Annotated in this window: 16 protein-coding genes; 5 read left to right on the top strand and 11 right to left on the bottom strand. The window is 51.0% G+C overall.

Going from position 1 to position 19,086, the window contains the following annotated elements:
* Nucleotides 1-181 precede the first annotated feature (181 nt).
* Nucleotides 182-2,635 (top strand): acyl-CoA dehydrogenase FadE, encoded by a 2,454-nt coding sequence (gene fadE, locus AC6R0R_RS09965; protein WP_500626564.1) that lies wholly within the window; start codon nucleotides 182-184, stop codon nucleotides 2,633-2,635.
* Nucleotides 2,636-2,858: 223 nt separating this feature from the next.
* Here fadE and AC6R0R_RS09960 read toward each other — a convergent pair whose 3' ends face one another.
* Both AC6R0R_RS09960 and dnaQ read right to left on the bottom strand, forming a co-directional pair.
* Complete coding sequence (locus tag AC6R0R_RS09960) at nucleotides 2,859-4,109, bottom strand: TIGR03503 family protein (protein WP_500626563.1); 1,251 nt, start codon at nucleotides 4,107-4,109, stop codon at nucleotides 2,859-2,861.
* A gap of 8 nt (nucleotides 4,110-4,117) precedes the next feature.
* On the bottom strand, nucleotides 4,118-4,861 hold the full coding sequence (dnaQ, locus tag AC6R0R_RS09955; RefSeq protein ID WP_500626562.1) for a DNA polymerase III subunit epsilon: 744 nt from the start codon (nucleotides 4,859-4,861) through the stop codon (nucleotides 4,118-4,120).
* 55 nt (nucleotides 4,862-4,916) lie between these two features.
* Between dnaQ and rnhA the strand changes: the two genes are divergently transcribed.
* Nucleotides 4,917-5,381, top strand: coding sequence for a ribonuclease HI (rnhA, locus tag AC6R0R_RS09950; RefSeq protein ID WP_487901265.1), 465 nt, complete (start codon nucleotides 4,917-4,919; stop codon nucleotides 5,379-5,381).
* Between the two features lie 33 nt (nucleotides 5,382-5,414).
* Here the strand turns inward: rnhA and AC6R0R_RS09945 are convergent, their stop codons facing one another.
* Nucleotides 5,415-6,155, bottom strand: a complete 741-nt coding sequence (locus AC6R0R_RS09945; RefSeq protein WP_500626561.1) for a class I SAM-dependent methyltransferase — start codon at nucleotides 6,153-6,155, stop codon at nucleotides 5,415-5,417.
* Between the two features lie 55 nt (nucleotides 6,156-6,210).
* Here AC6R0R_RS09945 and gloB point away from each other — a divergent pair, with 55 nt between their 5' ends.
* The 3 genes from gloB (at nucleotide 6,211) to AC6R0R_RS09930 (ending at nucleotide 9,297) form a co-directional block, all read left to right on the top strand.
* Nucleotides 6,211-6,969: a hydroxyacylglutathione hydrolase gene (gene gloB / locus AC6R0R_RS09940; protein ID WP_500626560.1), complete on the top strand. Its 759-nt coding sequence runs from the start codon at nucleotides 6,211-6,213 to the stop codon at nucleotides 6,967-6,969.
* A gap of 70 nt (nucleotides 6,970-7,039) precedes the next feature.
* Nucleotides 7,040-8,614: a LysM peptidoglycan-binding domain-containing protein gene (locus tag AC6R0R_RS09935; protein ID WP_500626559.1), complete on the top strand. Its 1,575-nt coding sequence runs from the start codon at nucleotides 7,040-7,042 to the stop codon at nucleotides 8,612-8,614.
* Nucleotides 8,611-9,297: a YIP1 family protein gene (locus AC6R0R_RS09930; RefSeq protein WP_487901269.1), complete on the top strand. Its 687-nt coding sequence runs from the start codon at nucleotides 8,611-8,613 to the stop codon at nucleotides 9,295-9,297. The genes AC6R0R_RS09935 and AC6R0R_RS09930 overlap by 4 nt, the downstream gene beginning before the upstream one ends.
* On the opposite strand, the gene AC6R0R_RS09925 is transcribed toward AC6R0R_RS09930, so the two are convergent.
* The 8 genes from AC6R0R_RS09925 to lpxB all read right to left on the bottom strand — a co-directional run bounded on the left by AC6R0R_RS09925 (nucleotide 9,287) and on the right by lpxB (nucleotide 19,035).
* Nucleotides 9,287-10,141 (bottom strand): endonuclease/exonuclease/phosphatase family protein, encoded by an 855-nt coding sequence (locus AC6R0R_RS09925; RefSeq protein WP_500626558.1) that lies wholly within the window; start codon nucleotides 10,139-10,141, stop codon nucleotides 9,287-9,289. The genes AC6R0R_RS09930 and AC6R0R_RS09925 overlap by 11 nt on opposite strands.
* A gap of 155 nt (nucleotides 10,142-10,296) precedes the next feature.
* Nucleotides 10,297-10,635 carry a nitrogen regulatory protein P-II gene (gene glnB, locus AC6R0R_RS09920; RefSeq protein ID WP_334554486.1) on the bottom strand — a complete coding sequence of 113 codons (339 nt, stop codon included), beginning with the start codon at nucleotides 10,633-10,635 and terminating at the stop codon, nucleotides 10,297-10,299.
* Between the two features lie 192 nt (nucleotides 10,636-10,827).
* Entirely contained in the window at nucleotides 10,828-11,142 is a 315-nt protein-coding gene (locus AC6R0R_RS09915; protein ID WP_500626557.1) for a c-type cytochrome, read from the bottom strand.
* Between the two features lie 104 nt (nucleotides 11,143-11,246).
* Entirely contained in the window at nucleotides 11,247-12,575 is a 1,329-nt protein-coding gene (gene tilS, locus AC6R0R_RS09910) for a tRNA lysidine(34) synthetase TilS (RefSeq protein ID WP_500626556.1), read from the bottom strand.
* A gap of 139 nt (nucleotides 12,576-12,714) precedes the next feature.
* The gene (gene accA / locus AC6R0R_RS09905) at nucleotides 12,715-13,674 is read right to left on the bottom strand and encodes an acetyl-CoA carboxylase carboxyl transferase subunit alpha (protein ID WP_500626555.1); all 960 of its coding nucleotides are present in this window, start codon (nucleotides 13,672-13,674) and stop codon (nucleotides 12,715-12,717) included.
* A 34-nt stretch (nucleotides 13,675-13,708) separates the two neighbouring features.
* Nucleotides 13,709-17,188, bottom strand: coding sequence for a DNA polymerase III subunit alpha (gene dnaE, locus AC6R0R_RS09900; protein ID WP_500626554.1), 3,480 nt, complete (start codon nucleotides 17,186-17,188; stop codon nucleotides 13,709-13,711).
* A gap of 86 nt (nucleotides 17,189-17,274) precedes the next feature.
* Nucleotides 17,275-17,892: a ribonuclease HII gene (gene rnhB, locus AC6R0R_RS09895; protein ID WP_500626553.1), complete on the bottom strand. Its 618-nt coding sequence runs from the start codon at nucleotides 17,890-17,892 to the stop codon at nucleotides 17,275-17,277.
* Nucleotides 17,893-19,035 carry a lipid-A-disaccharide synthase gene (lpxB, locus tag AC6R0R_RS09890; protein WP_500626602.1) on the bottom strand — a complete coding sequence of 381 codons (1,143 nt, stop codon included), beginning with the start codon at nucleotides 19,033-19,035 and terminating at the stop codon, nucleotides 17,893-17,895.
* Nucleotides 19,036-19,086 lie beyond the last annotated feature (51 nt).

The following is a 19,086-nucleotide window of genomic DNA, read 5'->3' as shown; positions in this document are numbered from 1 at the left end:
CAAATTCAGCACGGACCGACAATTTTAGAATTTTCACTCTACTTAGATCACTTTTTAAGCACGATTGGGTTTTACATTTCATTAATGAGTTGTTTACACTCTAACTGGTTAGACCTCTTATAAGATAAACGACGTATAACCCTTAACCCTACATTTTGGGGCGTCGAAGAAGGAAATACACATGGACATCTTGCTCTCAATATTAGGCTTTACGGTGGTACTGGCGACCTGCTTGTACCACCGCAACTCCTTAATCCTTTCACTGTTTGCGTTAACACTGACGATGGTCGTGCTCTCCATCTGGGGCAGCGCAGGATCGTTGAGTTGGATACTGTACATCGCCGCCACTGCGGTATTGGCTGTTCCATCGATTCGTCAGTCTCTGATCAGTAAAAAAGCCCTTTCTCTCTTTAAGAAAGTGCTGCCCGCCATGTCTCAAACCGAAAAAGAGGCGTTGGATGCTGGTACGGTTTGGTGGGAAGCTGAGCTTTTCAAAGGCAAACCAGACTGGAACAAGCTGCACGACATTAAAGCGCCGACGTTAAGTGCCGAGGAGCAAGCTTTCCTCGATGGCCCCGTCAATGAAGTGTGTGCGATGGTGAACGACTATCAGGTCACCCACGAGTTGGCCGATCTACCACCGCAAGTGTGGCAGTACCTAAAAGACAATAAGTTCTTCGCGATGATCATCAAGAAGCAGTACGGCGGACTTGAGTTCTCTGCCTACGCTCAGTCGCTGGTATTGCAAAAGCTCACTGGCGTCTCAGGCGTACTCTCTTCTACCGTTGGGGTGCCTAACTCATTGGGCCCGGGGGAACTGCTACAACACTACGGCACCGACGAACAGAAAAACTACTATTTGCCACGCTTAGCCGAAGGTAAAGAGATCCCTTGTTTTGCACTGACCAGCCCAGAAGCAGGCTCAGACGCGGGATCCATTCCAGACTTCGGTATTGTCTGTAAAGGCGAATGGGAGGGCAAAGAAGTCCTCGGTATGCGCCTAACTTGGAACAAGCGCTACATCACGCTCGCCCCAGTCGCCACCGTTCTCGGCCTCGCCTTTAAATTGCGCGATCCAGACGGCTTACTCGGCGAGACGGAAGAACTTGGCATCACCTGTGCGCTGATTCCCACACACCTAAAAGGGGTGGAAATAGGCAATCGCCACTTCCCGCTCAACGTGCCTTTCCAAAACGGCCCGACACGAGCCAATGATCTGTTTGTACCTTTAGATTTCATCATTGGTGGCCCATCAATGGCCGGTCAAGGTTGGCGTATGCTGGTCGAATGTTTATCTGTAGGTCGCGGGATCACCTTACCGTCGAACTCAACCGGTGGCATTAAGACGGCGGCTTTGGCAACTGGTGCGTACGCGCGTATTCGCCGTCAATTTAAACAACCGATTGGCCAGATGGAAGGCGTCGAAGAGCCATTAGCACGTCTAGGTGGTAACGCGTATGTGATGGACGCGGCCAGCAACCTGACTGTCGCGGGGATTGATTTGGGTGAAAAGCCCTCGGTCATCTCAGCGATCGTGAAGTATCACTGCACCCACCGCGGTCAGCAAAGCATCATCGATGCGATGGACATTGTCGGTGGTAAGGGCATTTGTCTTGGACCGAAGAACTTCCTCGCGCGCGGCTACCAAGGTTCCCCGATTGCCATCACGGTAGAAGGGGCCAACATCCTCACCCGCTCCATGATCATCTTTGGCCAAGGGGCGATTCGTTGCCATCCGTTTGTTCTGGAAGAGATGAATGCGGCTTACTCAGACGCCTCCGATGCGCTTGATAAGTTTGATAGCGCGCTCGCCGGTCACGTCAGCTTTACCCTGAGCAACCTTGTGCGCAGTGTCTGGCTGGGTGTTACCGATGGCCGTTTCTCCAGTGCACCGGTTCAAGACAGCACGAAACGTTACTACCAGCAGCTCAACCGCTACAGTGCTAACATTGCCTTCTTGGCCGATATTTCGATGGCAGTACTGGGTGGTTCGTTGAAACGTAAAGAGCGCTTGTCGGCTCGCTTGGGCGACATTTTGAGTCAATTGTACTTAAGTTCAGCCACGCTGAAACGCTTTGAGAATGATGGCCGCATTAGTGATGACTTGCCATTGGTTCACTGGGGATTGCAAGACAGCTTGAAGCAAACCGAGCTGGCGATTGATGAGTTTCTCGCTAACTTCCCAAATCCTTGGTTGGGTAAAATCCTGCGCGCTCTGATCCTGCCTTTTGGCCGCGTTCGCCGAGCGCCGAATGACAAACTCGACAGCAAAGTCGCGCAAATTCTGCAAACGCCAAGCGCCACACGTGCTCGCTTAGGTCGTCATCAATACTTCGAAGCGAGTGAGTTCAATCCTGCGGGTAAAATTGAGCAAGCCTTGACGGTGATTTTAGAAGCAGAGCCTGTGTTTAAGAAAGTATGTAAAGCGCTCAATGAGCGTAAGCCTTTCTTGCGCCTAGATCTCATCGCCGATATTGGCCTAGAGAAAGGCATCATCGACACAAAAGAGGCTGAACTGCTACGCAGTGCCGAAGAGCACCGCCTCTATGTGATCAACGTCGATGATTTCGAGCCCAAAGAACTGGCGACCAAACCGGTTCGAAAGAGTAAGCCCAAAATCGTCGAAGTCGCCTAACGCGCGCATACTAAGCGTATAAAAACGACAAAGGGCAGCCTCGCTGCCCTTTGCTTTATCTCGCTATCCTTACTGGTAACTATGCTTACTGGTAAATAGAAACCTTCGCTAAGCCGACGAGTTATCGTCACTAAGGTTGATGTTAGATTGATAGAGAGCATCACTCTTAAACACTCTCCATCGATGCTTGCCTGCATAGCGCTGCCGCAACAGCTCTTACGGATTACTTCTTCGGCATCTCAAGCTGCATTTCCGGCATCGCTTCTTTCTTGGCTTTGAGCTTACGCATCACAAACCACACCACCAGCCCCAATAAAATCGCAATTAGGTTGCCGACACCGATAATGATCATACTCTTAGTTCGCTGGGCTTTTCTGAACTCAGCCAACTGCATCTCTTCCATGATTTTCTGCTGCTTGAGACGTTCCTCTTCTTGCAGACGACGGGTCTCAGCAATATCGATATCTTCGACCACACTGTAGGTGTGTTGATTCTTGGCAAAGATCAGAGGACGTTGCGAGCCCAACTCGGTGGCGAAGGTCTTTGAAGACCATTGGTAATTGCCTAGCGTACCGTCATACGGCACTTCAAGCTCAAAGGTGCTGCTTTCTGGCTCCGAAGCCCCTTGCACGCTAACCACATTGCCCTTCGGATCAGTATGGTCGACAAACCCAGCGAGACTGCCTGGCATGATCATCCCCATCTCACCGGAGAACAACACGCGATGAGGCTCACCAGCGACTCGTGATTGAATGAAGGTCGTTTCCAGTGGGGTGGGATAAACCAACACCTCTTGCTCTTGAGCACGCAGGAACACACCATTGCCGGAGGTAATGCGCACGCGATACTTGCCCGGCGCGCTGGTGATGGGCAGCGACACCGTAAACACACCATCGCCCGCCACTTCGTCGAGCCCTTGACCATCATCAGCAAACACACCGATCTCTTCTGGCACCGGACGCGCTTCTTTGACTAACTGATCTTCATTCTCAACATACTTGGTGAAGGTCACTTTCAGTTGGACACGGTCCAAAAAATCACGCAAAACTAATGGTTTTTTATCCGCCGTCAAGCGAGCGGTGAACTTCAGCTCTTCCCCTTGATAGAGGCGGTTGGGCAGTACGTCAGTGGCCAGTTCAAGATGAGAAATCAGAGTAATTTTGTTCTTAGGCGTGACTTTACCGATCGCCTGCCAAGGACCGGGCATTGGGTTATCAATCGAAATGATGTCCATCGCCGACTCTTGATACCAACGCACATTATCTGGGCTGCGCCAGGCGTAATATTTCTTACCATCAGGGCGCACTAACACCACAGGTTGGGAGTTTTGCGCGCGGTAGATAACAAAGGTGATTTGCTTGATGGTGGGGTCGACTCGAAAACGGTTATCGAGCAGAGACATTGAGGACTCTTGCGCTGCAAATCCTAGACAACTGAATACCATGCCCACTAGGGCAATCCAACTCCTCAACATCCCTTCTCCTACTGACGCCAGAGGCTGCTTGCGCTCTTCTCGACGATATCTAATCTTTTATTGTGTGCTTCTAGTTCATCGGCCGTTGCTTTAATTACCTTTAGCGCTTTTCGACCACTGGCGACGCGTTTTATTGACTCACCTCCCACATCGCCGTCACTGGCGCTACCGGGATTAAATTGCAAAGAGGTCTGCCCACCGGTCATCAACAGGTAAACGTCGGCGAGAATCTCCGCATCGAGCAAAGCGCCGTGCAAGGTACGGTGTGAGTTATCTATGCCGTATCGCTCACACAAGATGTCCAAGTTGTTGCGCTTACCAGGGAAGATTTTCTTCGCCATCGCCAGCGTATCGGTGACTTTGCAGTAGTCTTCTGTTTTACCAATATTTGGGTCTAATAAGGCAAACTCATTGTCCATAAAGCCGGTATCGAAGGGCGCGTTGTGTGCCACCAATTCGGCCCCTTTGATGAACTCAAGAAACTCTTGGTGGATAGCGTGATACTCGGGCTTATCAACCAAAAACTCATCTGTAATACCGTGTACTTCTATCGCGTCTGGTTGAATCTCGCGATCGGGCTTAATGTAGACGTGAAAGTGTCGTCCTGTCAGCTTACGATTAATGATCTCAACGGCACCGATTTCAATAATGCGGTGACCAATATGCGGCGCGCCGCCTTCTCGGTTCATACCTGTGGTTTCGGTATCGAGTACAACGATGCGGCCGTATTGCGAATTGCTGCTGGTGTTCATAACAATATCTATGTCAGACTATGTCTCTAAGTGATTAAACCAATAGTACCAAAACATGACGAAACAGGTGGAAATTTTCACAGACGGTTCTTGCCTTGGTAACCCTGGACCCGGTGGTTATGGCGTTGTCCTGCGTTACAAACAGACGGAAAAAACCTTAGCCAAAGGCTATACCCTCACCACCAATAATCGCATGGAAATGATGGCTACCATCGTCGCTCTCAAGGCGCTCAAAGAGCCTTGTCATGTCATCCTCACCACCGATAGCCAGTACGTTCGCCAAGGCATCACGCAATGGATTCACAACTGGAAGAAGCGTGGCTGGAAAACCGCCGACAAAAAACCGGTCAAAAATGCCGATTTATGGCAAGCGTTAGATGCCGAAACGGCACGTCACAACGTCGAGTGGCACTGGGTGAAAGGCCATGCCGGGCACAGAGAAAACGAGATGTGCGATGAGCTAGCCAGGGCCGCCGCAGAAAACCCAACCGAAGAAGATACAGGCTATCAGCCGAGCTAACGGTGCCTTATTCTTCAATACCGCAGCTATTGCTCAGTATTGCTTAGGGTTGAGGGAAATTTTGTAATTGACGCCCAGTGGCGTCAATTTTCGTTTAAGCTTCCAGTGAGGTTTTATCGGCTTGAGCGGGTAAGTCCGCTTTCTTGCCACGATAAAATAGAGGCTACCCATCGGCCGCGCCCACTCCCCTAGGCTATTTTCCATCCAAGTCCAAAACGTTCGATAGCTTTGCATCGGAAACAGAGCGTAGCGATCGCACTCAATCACTTCATAATTGAGTACGCCCAGCCAATCTTTAATGCGATTGGGGGTAAACATCCGGCCACTCCAAGGCAAGTTGTGTTTGCGCCACGGCATCAGGCTTGCCAAGCCGGTCAAACTCAGTGGGTTAAAACCGGTCAAAATCAGATAGCCATCATCCATCATCACTCGGTCAACCTCACGCAATAAGCGGTGGGGATCATTACAATAGTCGAGTTGGTGCGCCATCACGATGGCGTCAAAGCTCTTTTCCAGAAACGGCAGTTGATAACCGTCAGCGATGACGTTATGCAAAGGATTTTTTATGTCGAGCTGGACTTGATGTTGAATGTTGCAACTAAAACTGGTTAACTCACAGCTCAAGCCACCTAGTTTGAGCAGGTGATAACCAAACAGCTTCGGACACCATTCATCGACGCGAGTTTGGATAGACTCACTCACCCACTGGCCGTTTTTTAATTGCGTCCACGAATGGGGTTGTTCTAGCTTCTTCTTACTGCGGGCTGGCTTCATACTTAACCTGCTTCACTCAAGAGTCGATGACGACAGTGTCACTGGAGAGACTTCCATGTTAGAGATCAAAAGCATACCTGCATTTAACGACAATTACATCTGGCTTATCGAAAATCGAGATAAGCGTTGTGCGGTTGTTGACCCCGGTGATGCGGCTCCAGTCCTGGCGTATCTCAAACAGCACGAATTGAGTTTGGAAGCGATTTTAATTACCCACCATCACAATGATCACATTGGCGGCGTCGCCGAGCTAGTGCGCCAATTCCCGACCATCAATGTGGTGGGGCCTGCAAGCGAGCCGATTCCAACCTTATCCCACTCTGTCTCTACTGGCGATCAAATTGAGCTGTTTGGTGAAGTGTTCCGTGTCATCGGCCTTGAAGGACATACATTAGGTCATATCGGCTACGTCGGTGATGGCAAACTGTTCTGCGGCGATGTGCTGTTTTCTGCCGGCTGTGGGCGCGTGTTTGAAGGCACAATGGAACAGATGCATACCTCATTGTGCAAACTGGCGGCTCTGCCTGATGAGACCGAGGTCTATTGCGCTCATGAATATACCGCGAGCAATGTCGCGTTTGCATTGGCGGTCGAGCCCGATAACGTCCAACTTCAGCAATATCGTGATGAAGTGAATCGGCTGCGTGCGCAAAATCAACCCACCCTCCCAAGCACGCTTGGGAGAGAAAAACGCATCAACCCTTTCCTGCGTACCGGTGAACCCAGTGTCATGCGCTCGGTCGCCAATCGGACCCAAGAGACAGACGCACTCTCGATATTTAGCGCATTACGTGAGTGGAAGAACGAATTTTAGCACTTTGGTGCTTGTCACTGCCTAAGTGACGAAAGTATTATCAGCAGCCAAAGATTAAAAGGGCTGGATAATGCGATTGAAACATAGCTGGGCTTTGGCTCTCCTGCTGACAGGGTGTCAACTGACTCAGTCTGACCATACCGGTGAAGGCGAAAGCCCTGACACCAATACTCCTAACACGGCTTTGCAGCAAACATCAGTAGCTGCGAAGCCCGCGACCAAGACAAAAGCCACCAAACCCGCGCCCGTTGTGACCCCAGAGTCTCAAGAAGATGTGTGGCAGCGAATTGCGATGCAACTTGAGATGCCAATCCCGGAGCACAAAACCGTGGATTACTACCGCACTTGGTATCTCAAACACCCTAACCATCTCAAAACCGTCTCCGAGCGCGCACAGCCATTTCTCTACCTAATCACGGAGAAAATCGAGCAGCGTGGCCTTCCGCTAGAATTGGCCCTGCTTCCTGTCGTAGAGAGCTCATTTGATGCCTTTGCCTACTCGCACGGTAGCGCCGCTGGCTTGTGGCAGTTTGTACCTGCGACCGGTAAATCCTTTGGCTTAAAACAGAACTACTGGTATGACGGACGTCGAGATGTCGATGCCGCGACCGATGCCGCGCTTGACTACCTCACTCAGTTAAACCGCCGCTTCGATGGCGATTGGCAACATGCCATCGCAGCCTACAACAGCGGTGGCGGTCGTGTCTCTAGTGCGATTCGTAAAAACAAAAAGCTGGGTAAACCAACCGATTTTTTCTCGCTTGACCTCCCTAAAGAGACCAGTGGTTATGTTCCTAAACTGCTCGCCCTAGCGGATGTGGTGGCCAACCAAGAAAAATACGGTATCGATATTCCTGCCATCGCCAACCAACCTGTGGTTGAGCTGGTTGATCCTAAAGAGCAGTTAGATCTGGCGATTGCAGCCAACTACGCTGGCCTAACGGTAAAAGAGCTGCAAAGCTTAAACCCAGCTTACAATCAGTGGGCCACCGCACCCGATGGCCCCCATCAGTTATTGCTGCCCGTCAATTCGGTCGCACCATTTCGCCAAGCCGTTGAAGCCAACCGTGGTCAAGGTCTAAAAGTGGTGCGTTACAAGGTGAAATCGGGCGATAGCCTGAGTGTGATTGCCAACAAGCACAACACAACCACTAAGGTGATTCGCACCGCCAATAACCTCAAAGGCAACACGATTCGCGCGGGTCAGTACCTGATGATTCCGACCTCGACCCGTGACGACAAAGCGTACACCTTGAGCGCATCCAACCGATTGGCACAAACCCAGTCTCAAGCGCGTGGCACCTATAAACTGACGCATACGGTGAAGTCAGGAGAGAGTCTCTGGAGCATTGCCTCCGCCAACAACGTATCGCACCAATCCTTGGCAAAATGGAATGGCATGAGCCCAAGAGACACCTTGCGCGTTGGCCAATCACTGGTGATTTGGAAAGAGAACAAAGAAGGCGCGATCATTCGTACTGTCTTTTATGATGTCCGCTCCGGAGATACCCTCAGTGGTATCGCGAGCAAGTTCAAAGTGAAAAGCCGCGACATCGTCAAATGGAATGACCTGAGCAATCAGAAATACCTCAAGCCCGGTCAAAAACTCAAGTTGTATGTCGATGTCACTAAGGTGAGTGTATGAACCCGTCAAGTAACCCTTTGATCATGCTGGTGGATATTTTCCGTTCGCCCAGCGCTTGCTTTCTCGCCTTGTACCAGCGCGGTATGTGGGGATGGCAACCCTACTTGTTTCTGATTCTGTCGCCATTTTTATTCTGGGGCGCCTACTTTGACATGGTCAATGTCGCCTGGCTACAAGAGACACTGGAAGCGCAATTGGCTATCACCAATCCTGAGCAGCTCGCTCTACTGGATGCCAATACCTTAATGGCCAGTGAGATCATCAGTGATGTCGCCGGACGCACACTGACGATTGTGATGTTAGCGTTTTGGTTTAATTTGGCCACTAAGCCGAGTCAGCATCAACATGGATTTTGGCGTTGGTTTGCTGCGAGCGCGGTGATCACCTTCCCAGCGATCATTGGCGATTTGGCGAGCTACATCAGTGTGCTGTTAAAACACGGTCAAGTGATGGTCTACGCTGCCGATCTCAATAGTTTGAATGGCTTACTCAAATTGCCGCTGACTCACTCATGGTCGCAATTTGCCAGCTCATTTCCTTTGCTGCTGCCTTGGTACATCGCGCTGGGATATGCGGCGGTCGGCACTTGGACAGAGTTTGAGCGAGGCCAAGCGTTAGCCATCGCCGCTCTCCCTTGGGTCGCTTACTACCTGATTTGGGCTCTCTATATTGTTATTTTTTAAGCTCAAAACTGGCTAACATTGGATTATGATCGGAGGCGTCACTGTGTGGTGCCTCTGCTGTTTTCAGCGTCAATCCACGATAGAAGATATGATCCAGCTGCAGGCCCGTCAGAAACTGAGTGCGGTTATCAGGCGTAAAAATTACCGCGTTGAGCGCTAAGCCCGACAACGCTTGACGCATCACCGTCATGCGCTCTTCACTCCAACTGTTAAAGTCCCCCGCCACCAGCATTGGCCCCTGATGCTTTCTGAGCTCCGTCACCAAGGTGTCAATTTGGCGCAGGTACTCTTGAGTGCCATAAGTGAAATTAACCGCATGAATGTTGACCACGGCAAGCTCACGGCCATCACTCAACGGATAACGAGCATAGAGCGCCGATTTGGGTAAACGCAGCCAAGGTTCCAATTCAGTGTAAGCGCAAGCCAGACGCGGGGCACCGAGTGTCAAATTGAGCACTCCGGCACTGGTATCAAACACTTTAAACGCATCCACTTGGGTGCCAAACCAACGCGCTTGTTCAATGTATTGCTTGAACGCCTCCCCCATGCTCGCCTCTTGCAGCAGCACCAACTGCTTGTTGTCACTGAGCTCGCGCAGCGCTGATTGCCAAGAGGGACGATTTTGCTTGTAGATATTCCACACCAAGATATTCAGTTGCCCCTCTTTATCCAGCGCAGGCGCCTGTGGATTCTGGTAGCAATGCAGGGATACCTGACTCTCTTGATTGGACAGCGAGTAGACCTGACGGTCGGCAGGCAAGATAAAAATGGTATGAAAGAGCGTGAGCCCCATTAGCGTAAGCGCACTTATGGTGACCAGCGTTATGGTAAGGCGTTGTTTCATTTCGCGACCCTATTTGGAAAAGGGAGAGTTGGAAAGCGGGTAGTGAGAAAAGGCATAGCTAGAAAAAAACATAGAGTAAAACGTGTGGTAAGGAAAGCGGTCTTAGATAAAACAAAAGAGCCATTGGGCTCTTTTGTTCTCATTCGGATTCGGCGTTAAATCGCTTCTTCGTCTTCTTCACCCGTACGGATGCGTACCACGCGCTCCACATCAGTAATAAAGATTTTACCGTCGCCAATTTTACCGGTTTGTGCGGTTTCGATGATGGTGTCGACACACTGCTCAGCCACCTCTTCGTTGACCACAATCTCAAGCTTCACTTTTGGCAGAAAGTCGACCATGTACTCCGCGCCGCGGTAGAGCTCTGTGTGACCTTTCTGACGACCAAAGCCTTTCACTTCAGAGACCGTCATACCTGTGATGCCGACTTCTGCCAACGCTTCACGTACGTCATCTAATTTAAATGGCTTGATGATGGCTTCGATTTTTTTCATGTTCATCCCTTAAACTTGCGCAACATATTTTCCCGATTATCACACGAACATCATGCAATAAAAAGCCCGAGCCAACACTCACCACCAGTTTATCACTCACCATGGTTATGACTCGGGTCCTTTGACCAATCCCACTGTCGCAAAGCGCTGACGAGACTGATGAAGAATGGCGTTATTTTAAGCTTGCGTAAATTATTTTAAGCTCGCGTAATAAGCGGCTAAGTTTTCGATATCCGTATCACTGAGCATCGACGCTTGCGCCTGCATTACTGCTGCCAAGCCGCCATTGCGCTCTTTGTTTTTGTACGCCTTGATAGAGGAGATCAAGTACTGCTCATTTTGACCCTTTAAGTTTGGATAGCCAGGGATCACGGCAATACCATCAGCGCCATGACACGCCGCGCACACGGCGGCCTTCGCTTGCCCTGCCGCAGCATCGCCCGCCGCTAATGCATGTCCACTCACTAATCCTAGGCTCATCATCACTGTGATTGCGATTGTCTTCATTGCTCTTCCTTATCCATTGTCTTTTTTTGTTTGATGACGATGGGTATCGCCACTCCCTAATAAGGCTAGGGGTATTATTTTTACGATTGTGGCACAACTCTGGTTTACTTGTTCCAGGTAAGTTCACAATCTTGACCAATAAAGGCTTTATCAACAAAGAGATGCGCCACTGCTGCAACTTGGTCACCACACATTAAAATCGGCGTTCGGCGTCTCAACCAGCTGGGTACGCCGTACTCCTGAAACAGTTTTTTCATCGACCGGCGATGACCTCGTTCAGAAGGATGAGCGGTAAAACCTTGCGGATCAAAAGTAATACGCAGGGGCTGTGCTCCAAGCGCGGCTAAAGACAGGCTCCCTTGAGAAGAAGTGCGCAGCGCGAGGTGCCCCAAATTGGCGGGAAGTTCGATGCTCTGATCGATAGCAATCTCATGCTGCCAATCTTCAAGACTGGCGTGATCGTCCACCAAGTAGAGTCGCTGCTGATAACGACGAACCTCTTGCTGACCATCCACAACAAACCTAGGGTTCGCATCACAGCGCGCCAGTGCCACTTGTTGCCATATCAATGCGAGCTGATTGACGCTTGGCATGGCGAGTTGGTGCTCGGCAAACCACATACGCATCAATCTTGCACGCATCACCTCACTGCACGTGCTTAACGCTTCAATCGATAAGCTCGCATCGGCAAGCAGAACTGCGGCGAACTTGTCCTCAAGCAGTTCATCAAGTAGTAACTCTTGCTCGGCGCACAGCTGCGCACTGCGCGCAATCGCAGTGGGTAAGTGGGGCCAGCGCTCGGTCAGCACGGGGGAGACATGATGGCGAATAAAGTTGCGATCAAAGCGGGCATCTTGGTTGCTTTCATCCTCTATCCAATCGAGCTGATGTTCTCGCGCGAAAGCGACGATCGCTTCTCGGCTCACATCGAGTAAAGGGCGCAGCAACGTCCCTTCGCGCAAAGGTTTTTGCTTCCCCATCGCAGAGAGCCCTTTCGGCCCGCTGCCGCGTTTTAACGCGAGTAGAAACGTCTCGACTTGGTCATCGCTATGATGCCCAGTTAACAGCACATCACCTTGGCTGAGATAGTGTTCGAGGGCTTGATAACGCGCCTGGCGCGCCTTCGCTTCAAGGCTTTCACTGCCGCAATCGAGCGTCACTTTCTCTACATGGCACTCCATCTGCGCCGACGCGGCCCATTGCTCACACCGCTCAGCCCAATGGTCCGCATTTGGACTTAAACCATGATGAACGTGAACCGCGCAGACATCGAGTTCCGAGCGCTGCGTGGCACGATATTGATGAAGTAGATGCAGTAAAACACGCGAATCAACGCCACCACTGAGCGCCAACACCACACGTGGCTGGCTCTGTTTGGATGCGTCGAGATACCTCGACAAGGCTTGGCTAAAGTGTGAATAGAGATCAGTCATAAGGCATCAAGGTTAGACTCATTGGCCAAAGTGTATCACTGCCACTTGGAGGGAGCTATGCTGCTCAAGCGCAAAAAGCGAGCGCCACAACGCAAAAAGGCCGAAACAGAGTTCGGCCTTGAAAGATAGAGACGGTCAATTAACAGTAACCGTAGCTCATCAAACGCTGGTAACGACGCTCAAGAAGCGTATCGTTGTCGAGCGAGGCTAGGTCATCAAGCTGCTTGAGTAGCGTCGCTTTCATATTTTCCGCCATCTGAACATGATCACGATGCGCACCACCTAGTGGCTCTTCGATGATTTCATCAATCAGCTCAAGCTCTTTAAGACGAGGGGCAATCAGACCCATCGCCTCTGCCGCTTGCGGCGCTTTGTCTGAATCACGCCACAAGATAGACGCACAACCTTCCGGTGAAATCACCGAGTAGGTCGAGTATTGCAGCATGTTGACGTAATCACCAACACCGATCGCCAATGCACCGCCAGAGCCGCCTTCACCGACGACGTTACAAATCACAGGCACTTTCAAGCCCGACATAACTTTCAAGTTGGTCGCAATCGCTTCTGACTGACCGCGCTCTTCCGCGCCAACACCTGGGTAAGCACCGGCAGTATCAATGAAGGTAATGATCGGCATGTTAAAACGCTCAGCCATTTCCATCAGACGCTTAGCCTTACGGTAACCTTCTGGCTTAGGCATGCCGAAGTTGCGTTTCACTTTGTCACGCGTCTCACGTCCTTTTTGATGACCAATGATCATCACAGGTCGGCCATCAAGGCGTGCCATACCACCGACAATCGCTTTGTCATCCGCGTACGCTCGGTCACCGGCCAGCTCTTCAAACTCGGTAAACATATGCTGGATGTAGTCCAGCGTGTAAGGACGTTGTGGGTGGCGGGCCAGTTGAGCGGTTTCCCACGCACCAAGATCACTGAAGGTCTTCTTTTTCAGTTCTAAACTCTTTTTCTCTAGCTGTTCGATCTCTTTCGCGAGATCGACGCCAGAATCACCACCATGACGAGACACATCACGTAGCGCTTCGATTTTTGCTTCTAGCTCTGCGATTGGTTTTTCAAACTCTAAAAAATTCAGGCTCATCTATCGATCCTTGTGGGTTTGGCGTTCACCAAACTTAGTTAAATTCGAGTTCCACTTGGCTAGCACCAAGCAGTTGTTTTAAATTGTCTAACAGTTCGTCGCTTGGCGTTACTCGCCACTGGGTCCCTAGCGTTAAACGCGCTCGTGCATCGCTACGCTGGTAGTATACATGGACAGGGACTGTCCCTGCCCGATAAGGCTCTAGTATTTGACTAAAGCGCTCAAAAAACTGCCCATCAATTTGATTGTGATCGATGGAGAGCGACAAACCACGCGCGTATTTTTCTCGCGCTGATCCAAGATCCATGACTTCACGGGCCGACATTTTAAGTCCCCCATTGAAATCATCAAAGCTGACCTGTCCAGAAACCACGAGAATTCGATCTTTTTCAAGCAATTCGGCGTAGCGATCCAGCGCATCGGAGAACAACATCACTTCCATGCGGCCACTGCGATCGTCCAAGGTCATAATGCCAATACGTGAACCTCGCTTGGTGGTCATCACCCGTGCTGCGACCACCAACCCCGCCACCGTGACACTTTGATCGCGCCGAGTCGGCGTCGCATCGGCTAAGCGGCAACTGGTGTATTTATCTAACTCTTTAAGGTACGCGTTGATCGGATGCCCCGTCAAATAGAGACCTAAGGTATCACGCTCCCCTTCTAGCCACACTTTCTCTGGCCAAGGTGGCACCTTGGTGTATTTGTGCTCAACTTCCTCAGGCGCTTCAGTCAAGACGCCAAACAGATCCGTTTGACCAAAGGCTTCGGCTTGGTGATGCTGGCTGGCCGCTTTGACTGCATCATTGAGTGACGCCATCATCGCCGCTCGATGTGGTCCCAATCTATCAAGCGCACCGGCGTAAATCAGTTTTTCAATCACACGTTTATTGACCTTTTTCAGATCGATTCGTGCGCAGAAATCAAACAGGTCTTTAAAGTGGCCGCCCTCTTGCCTCGCTTGCAAGATGGCATCAATCGGCCCCTCACCGACACCTTTGATCGCACCAATACCGTATACAATGGCGCCATCGTCATCGACATTGAAACGATACAAACCAGAGTTGATGTCCGGTGGTAGCACCTTGAGCTTCATGCGCAAGCATTCGTCCACCAGCCCAACCACTTTCTCGGTGTTATCCATATCGGCGGTCATCACCGCGGCCATGAACTCCGCAGGATAGTGTGTTTTTAACCACAGCGTTTGGTACGACACCAAGGCATAGGCAGCGGAGTGCGATTTGTTAAAACCATAACCGGCGAATTTTTCCACCAAGTCAAAAATCTTCATCGCCAACTCGCCGTCGACGCCGTTTTTAATCGCCCCCTCTTCGAAGATGGCGCGCTGCTTGGCCATCTCCTCAGGTTTTTTCTTACCCATAGCTCGGCGCAACATATCCGCGCCACCGAGCGTATAGCCCGCGAGGATCTGGGCAATCTGCATCACCTGCTCTTGGTAGAGAATGATGCCGTAGGTCGGGTCGAGGGTCTCTTTGAGCGATTCGTGTTGCCAGGTTTCATCTGGGTAGGAAATCGCTTCGCGGCCGTGCTTACGGTCGATGAAGTTATCCACCATCCCCGATTGCAGCGGGCCCGGTCGAAATAAGGCCACCAGTGCGATGATGTCTTCAAAACAGTCTGGCTGAAGTCGCTTGATCAGCTCTTTCATTCCGCGCGATTCGAGCTGGAATACCGCTGTGGTCTCGGAGTTTTGCAGTAAGCGGAATGATGGCGCGTCATCGAGTGGGATCGATTCGATTCTCACCGGCGCTTTGCCCTCGCGCTCAAGGCGAGGGTTAATCAGCCCCAAAGCCCAATCGATAATGGTCAGGGTACGCAGACCCAAGAAGTCGAACTTCACCAGACCGGCGGTTTCCACATCGTTCTTATCAAACTGAGTGACAGGGAAGTGTCCTTCCGCATCGGCATAAATCGGAGCAAAGTCGGTGATGGTCGTGGGTGAGATAACCACGCCCCCCGCATGCTTACCAGCGTTTCGTGTACACCCTTCAAGGATGCGACACATGTCGATCAGCTCTTTGACATCTTCGTCGGCTTCATACAGCTCAGGTAATGCAGGTTCGGCCTTGAACGCTTTTTCGAGCGTCATACCCGGATCGGGTGGCACCAATTTAGAGATGCGGTCAACAAATCCAAACGGATGGCCCAGCACTCGGCCGACATCTCGGATAACCGCTTTGGCCGCCATGGTACCGAAGGTAATGATCTGCGATACCGCATCACGACCATACATTTCCGCCACGTGATCGATCACCTGATCACGCTTGTCCATACAAAAGTCGACGTCAAAATCGGGCATCGAAACACGTTCTGGGTTCAAGAATCGCTCGAACAGCAAATCGTACTCAAGCGGATCCAGATCGGTGATCTTTAGCGCGTACGCCACTAAGGAGCCGGCACCCGAACCTCGGCCAGGGCCTACAGGAATATCATTGTCTTTGGACCACTGGATAAACTCCATTACGATCAAGAAGTAACCCGGGAAGCCCATGTTGTTGATCACTTCCAACTCGACTTGCAAGCGCTCATCGTATTCTGGCCGTCTTTCGGCACGCACTTGCGGGTCAGGGAACAGGAACTCCAGTCGCTCTTCGAGACCTTCTTGTGACTTTTTCACCAAGAACTCGGTTTCCAACATGCCATCGGTTGGGAAGGCCGGCAGGAAGTACTCACCCAGTCTCACGGTTACGTTACAACGCTTAGCAATTTCTACACTGTTCTCGAGGGCCTCAGGGATGTCGGCGAATAGCTCGCACATCTCTTCTTCGGTGCGTAAATATTGCTGAGGGCTGTAATTTTTGGGGCGGCGCGGGTCTTCTAAGGTGTAGCCATCATGAATCGCGACGCGAATTTCATGAGCATCAAACAGCGAGGGCTCGAGAAACACCACCTCATTGGTCGCCACCACGGGCAGTTGCTGCTGCTCGGCAAATTCGAGCGCGAAGTGTAGGTAACTCTCTTCGTCGTTACGCCCGGTTCGAGTGAGTTCGAGGTAGAAACGGTCGGCAAAATGTTGCTGATAAAACGCGGCGCACTGCTCGGCAATCCCTTGGTTGCCTTTGAGTAGCGCACGACCGATTTCACCGCTTCGACCACCGGACAACACAATCAAGCCTTCAGAAAGCTCAGCCAACCACGCCTTGTCAATCACAGGCTGGTGTTGAACATGGCCTCTCAAGTAGGCTTTAGAAATCAATAAGGTGAGATTGTTGTAACCAGTATTGTCCGCCGCAAGCACGGTTAGCTTCGTCAGCTCATCGCCAAACTCCGGCGATTGCATGACAAAATCCGCTCCTATGATGGGTTTTACACCACAGTTGTGCGCAGTGCTGTAAAACTTCACCAAGCCACACAGGTTGGTAAAATCGGTGAGCGCAACGGCAGGCATACCTAGTTCAGCCACTTTCTTCACCAAGGGCGGCACTTTCGACAGGCCGTCAATCATGGAGAAATCACTGTGAACTCGAAGGTGGATAAACTTAGGGTCGTTCATAGGTTGTGAATCACTTAGGGTACAAATAGGTAACATCAGTTGGGGGCTATTCTACGTTATCGCCCCCACTCGCTCAATTCGCAAGGCTACTCGATGCCGAGCACGCGTTTCACCGGCTTAAAGCTTTTGCGATGCTCATCAATCACGCCGTGCGCTTCAATCGCCGCAAAATGCGCTTTGGTCGGGTAACCTTTGTGTTGCGCAAAACCAAATTGCGGATAACGCTTATCGAGCGCTTCCATCTCTTGATCGCGCACCACTTTTGCGATGATTGACGCTGCACTGATTTGCGCGACACGCAAATCACCTTTGACGACCGCCATCGCATCCATAGGCAGCTCTGGGACTCGGTTGCCATCAATCAGAGCAAGATCGGGCGTTAGCGATAAACCCGCAATAGCACGCTGCATCGCAACCATTGTCGCTTGAAGAATATTCCACTCATCAATTTCAGCAGGAGAGCATCGACCAATAGACCAAGCCAACGCTTTCTCTTTGATTTCCGGTAGCAAGGCTAAGCGCTTTTTCTCAGAGAGTTTTTTTGAATCATTTAGCCCTTCGATCGGATTGTTCGGATCGAGAATCACCGCTGCGGTCACGACATCGCCGACTAAAGGACCACGCCCCACTTCATCGACACCGGCAATCCATTGATAGCCCGTTGGGTACTCAAACGGGGCTAAGGGGGTAGCTTGTTTTGCCATTTATGCTTTACCTATTAATGATAATACGGCGTTGGCCGCTTGTTCATCAGCGCCTTTACGAATCCAATGATGCATCTCGGTGAATTTCTCGACCATCGCCTCCCCTTCACCAGCTAAGAGCCTTTCTATCTCCGCACTGAGATTTTCTGGTGTGCACGCTTCGAGTAAGTACTCTTTAACGATCTCTTTGTCTGCCAAAATATTGGGTAAAGAGACAAACGGCGTTTTGACTAAGCGACGCGCGATAAACGCAGTAATGGCGTTCACTTTATACCCCACCACCATAGGGCGCTTAATGAGCATACACTCTAACGCCACGGTGCCAGAGGCCAGCAGGACCGCATCGGACGCCGTAATGACATTACGCGCGGTATCATCCACTAAGGTGAACTCAAGCTCTGGTGCATAAGTTTGCCAAGCTTGCTCAAATTGCTCACGACGCTTAGGGTTAACCAACGCCACCACAAAGCCTAAATCGGGATGGGTTTGATGCAGGCGTTGGCAGGTTTCAAGGAAAGGTTGGGAGAGCATGTTAAGCTCACTGCCGCGACTGCCTGGCAGCACTGCTAACCAGCGTTTATTAGGGTCCAAACCGAGCAGCTCACGCGCGGGCGCTTTTTCCGAGACCATAGGAATCGCATCAGCAAGGGTATGGCCGATAAACTCACACGGCACTTGGTGGCGGTCATAGAAGGCTTTTTCAAACGGCAAAAATGCAAGCACCAGATTCGTCGCCGCTTCAATCTTAACGATACGTTTTTGTCGCCACGCCCAAACCGACGGGCTGACATAATGGACGGTTTTAATGCCCGCTTGCTTTAAACTGAGCTCAAGCCGTAAGTTGAAATCAGGCGCGTCGATACCGACAAACACATCGGGCGGATTGTGAGTAAAGTAATCGACCAAAGAGGCTTTGACTTTGAGCAGTCTCGGCAATCGACCCAGAACTTCGACCAGCCCCATCACGGCCAGTTCTTCCATATCGAACAGAGATTCGCAGCCCTGAGCGATCATCTTAGGGCCACCAATACCGACAAATTCCGCATTGGGGTAGCGCGCTTTTATCGCTTTGATAAAGCCCTCGCCTAAGGTATCACCAGAGAGTTCTCCCGCGACGATACCAATTCTCAGTGGCTTTTCCATTGTCATGATGTATCGGTCCAATTAAATGCAAAATAAAAAAGGCCGTCTGAT

Source organism: Vibrio sp. R12-SW3-ISO1 (genome assembly GCF_059834005.1).
Note: the sequence above shows the minus strand (reverse complement) of the source record. Positions and strands in the feature narration are given on the sequence as shown.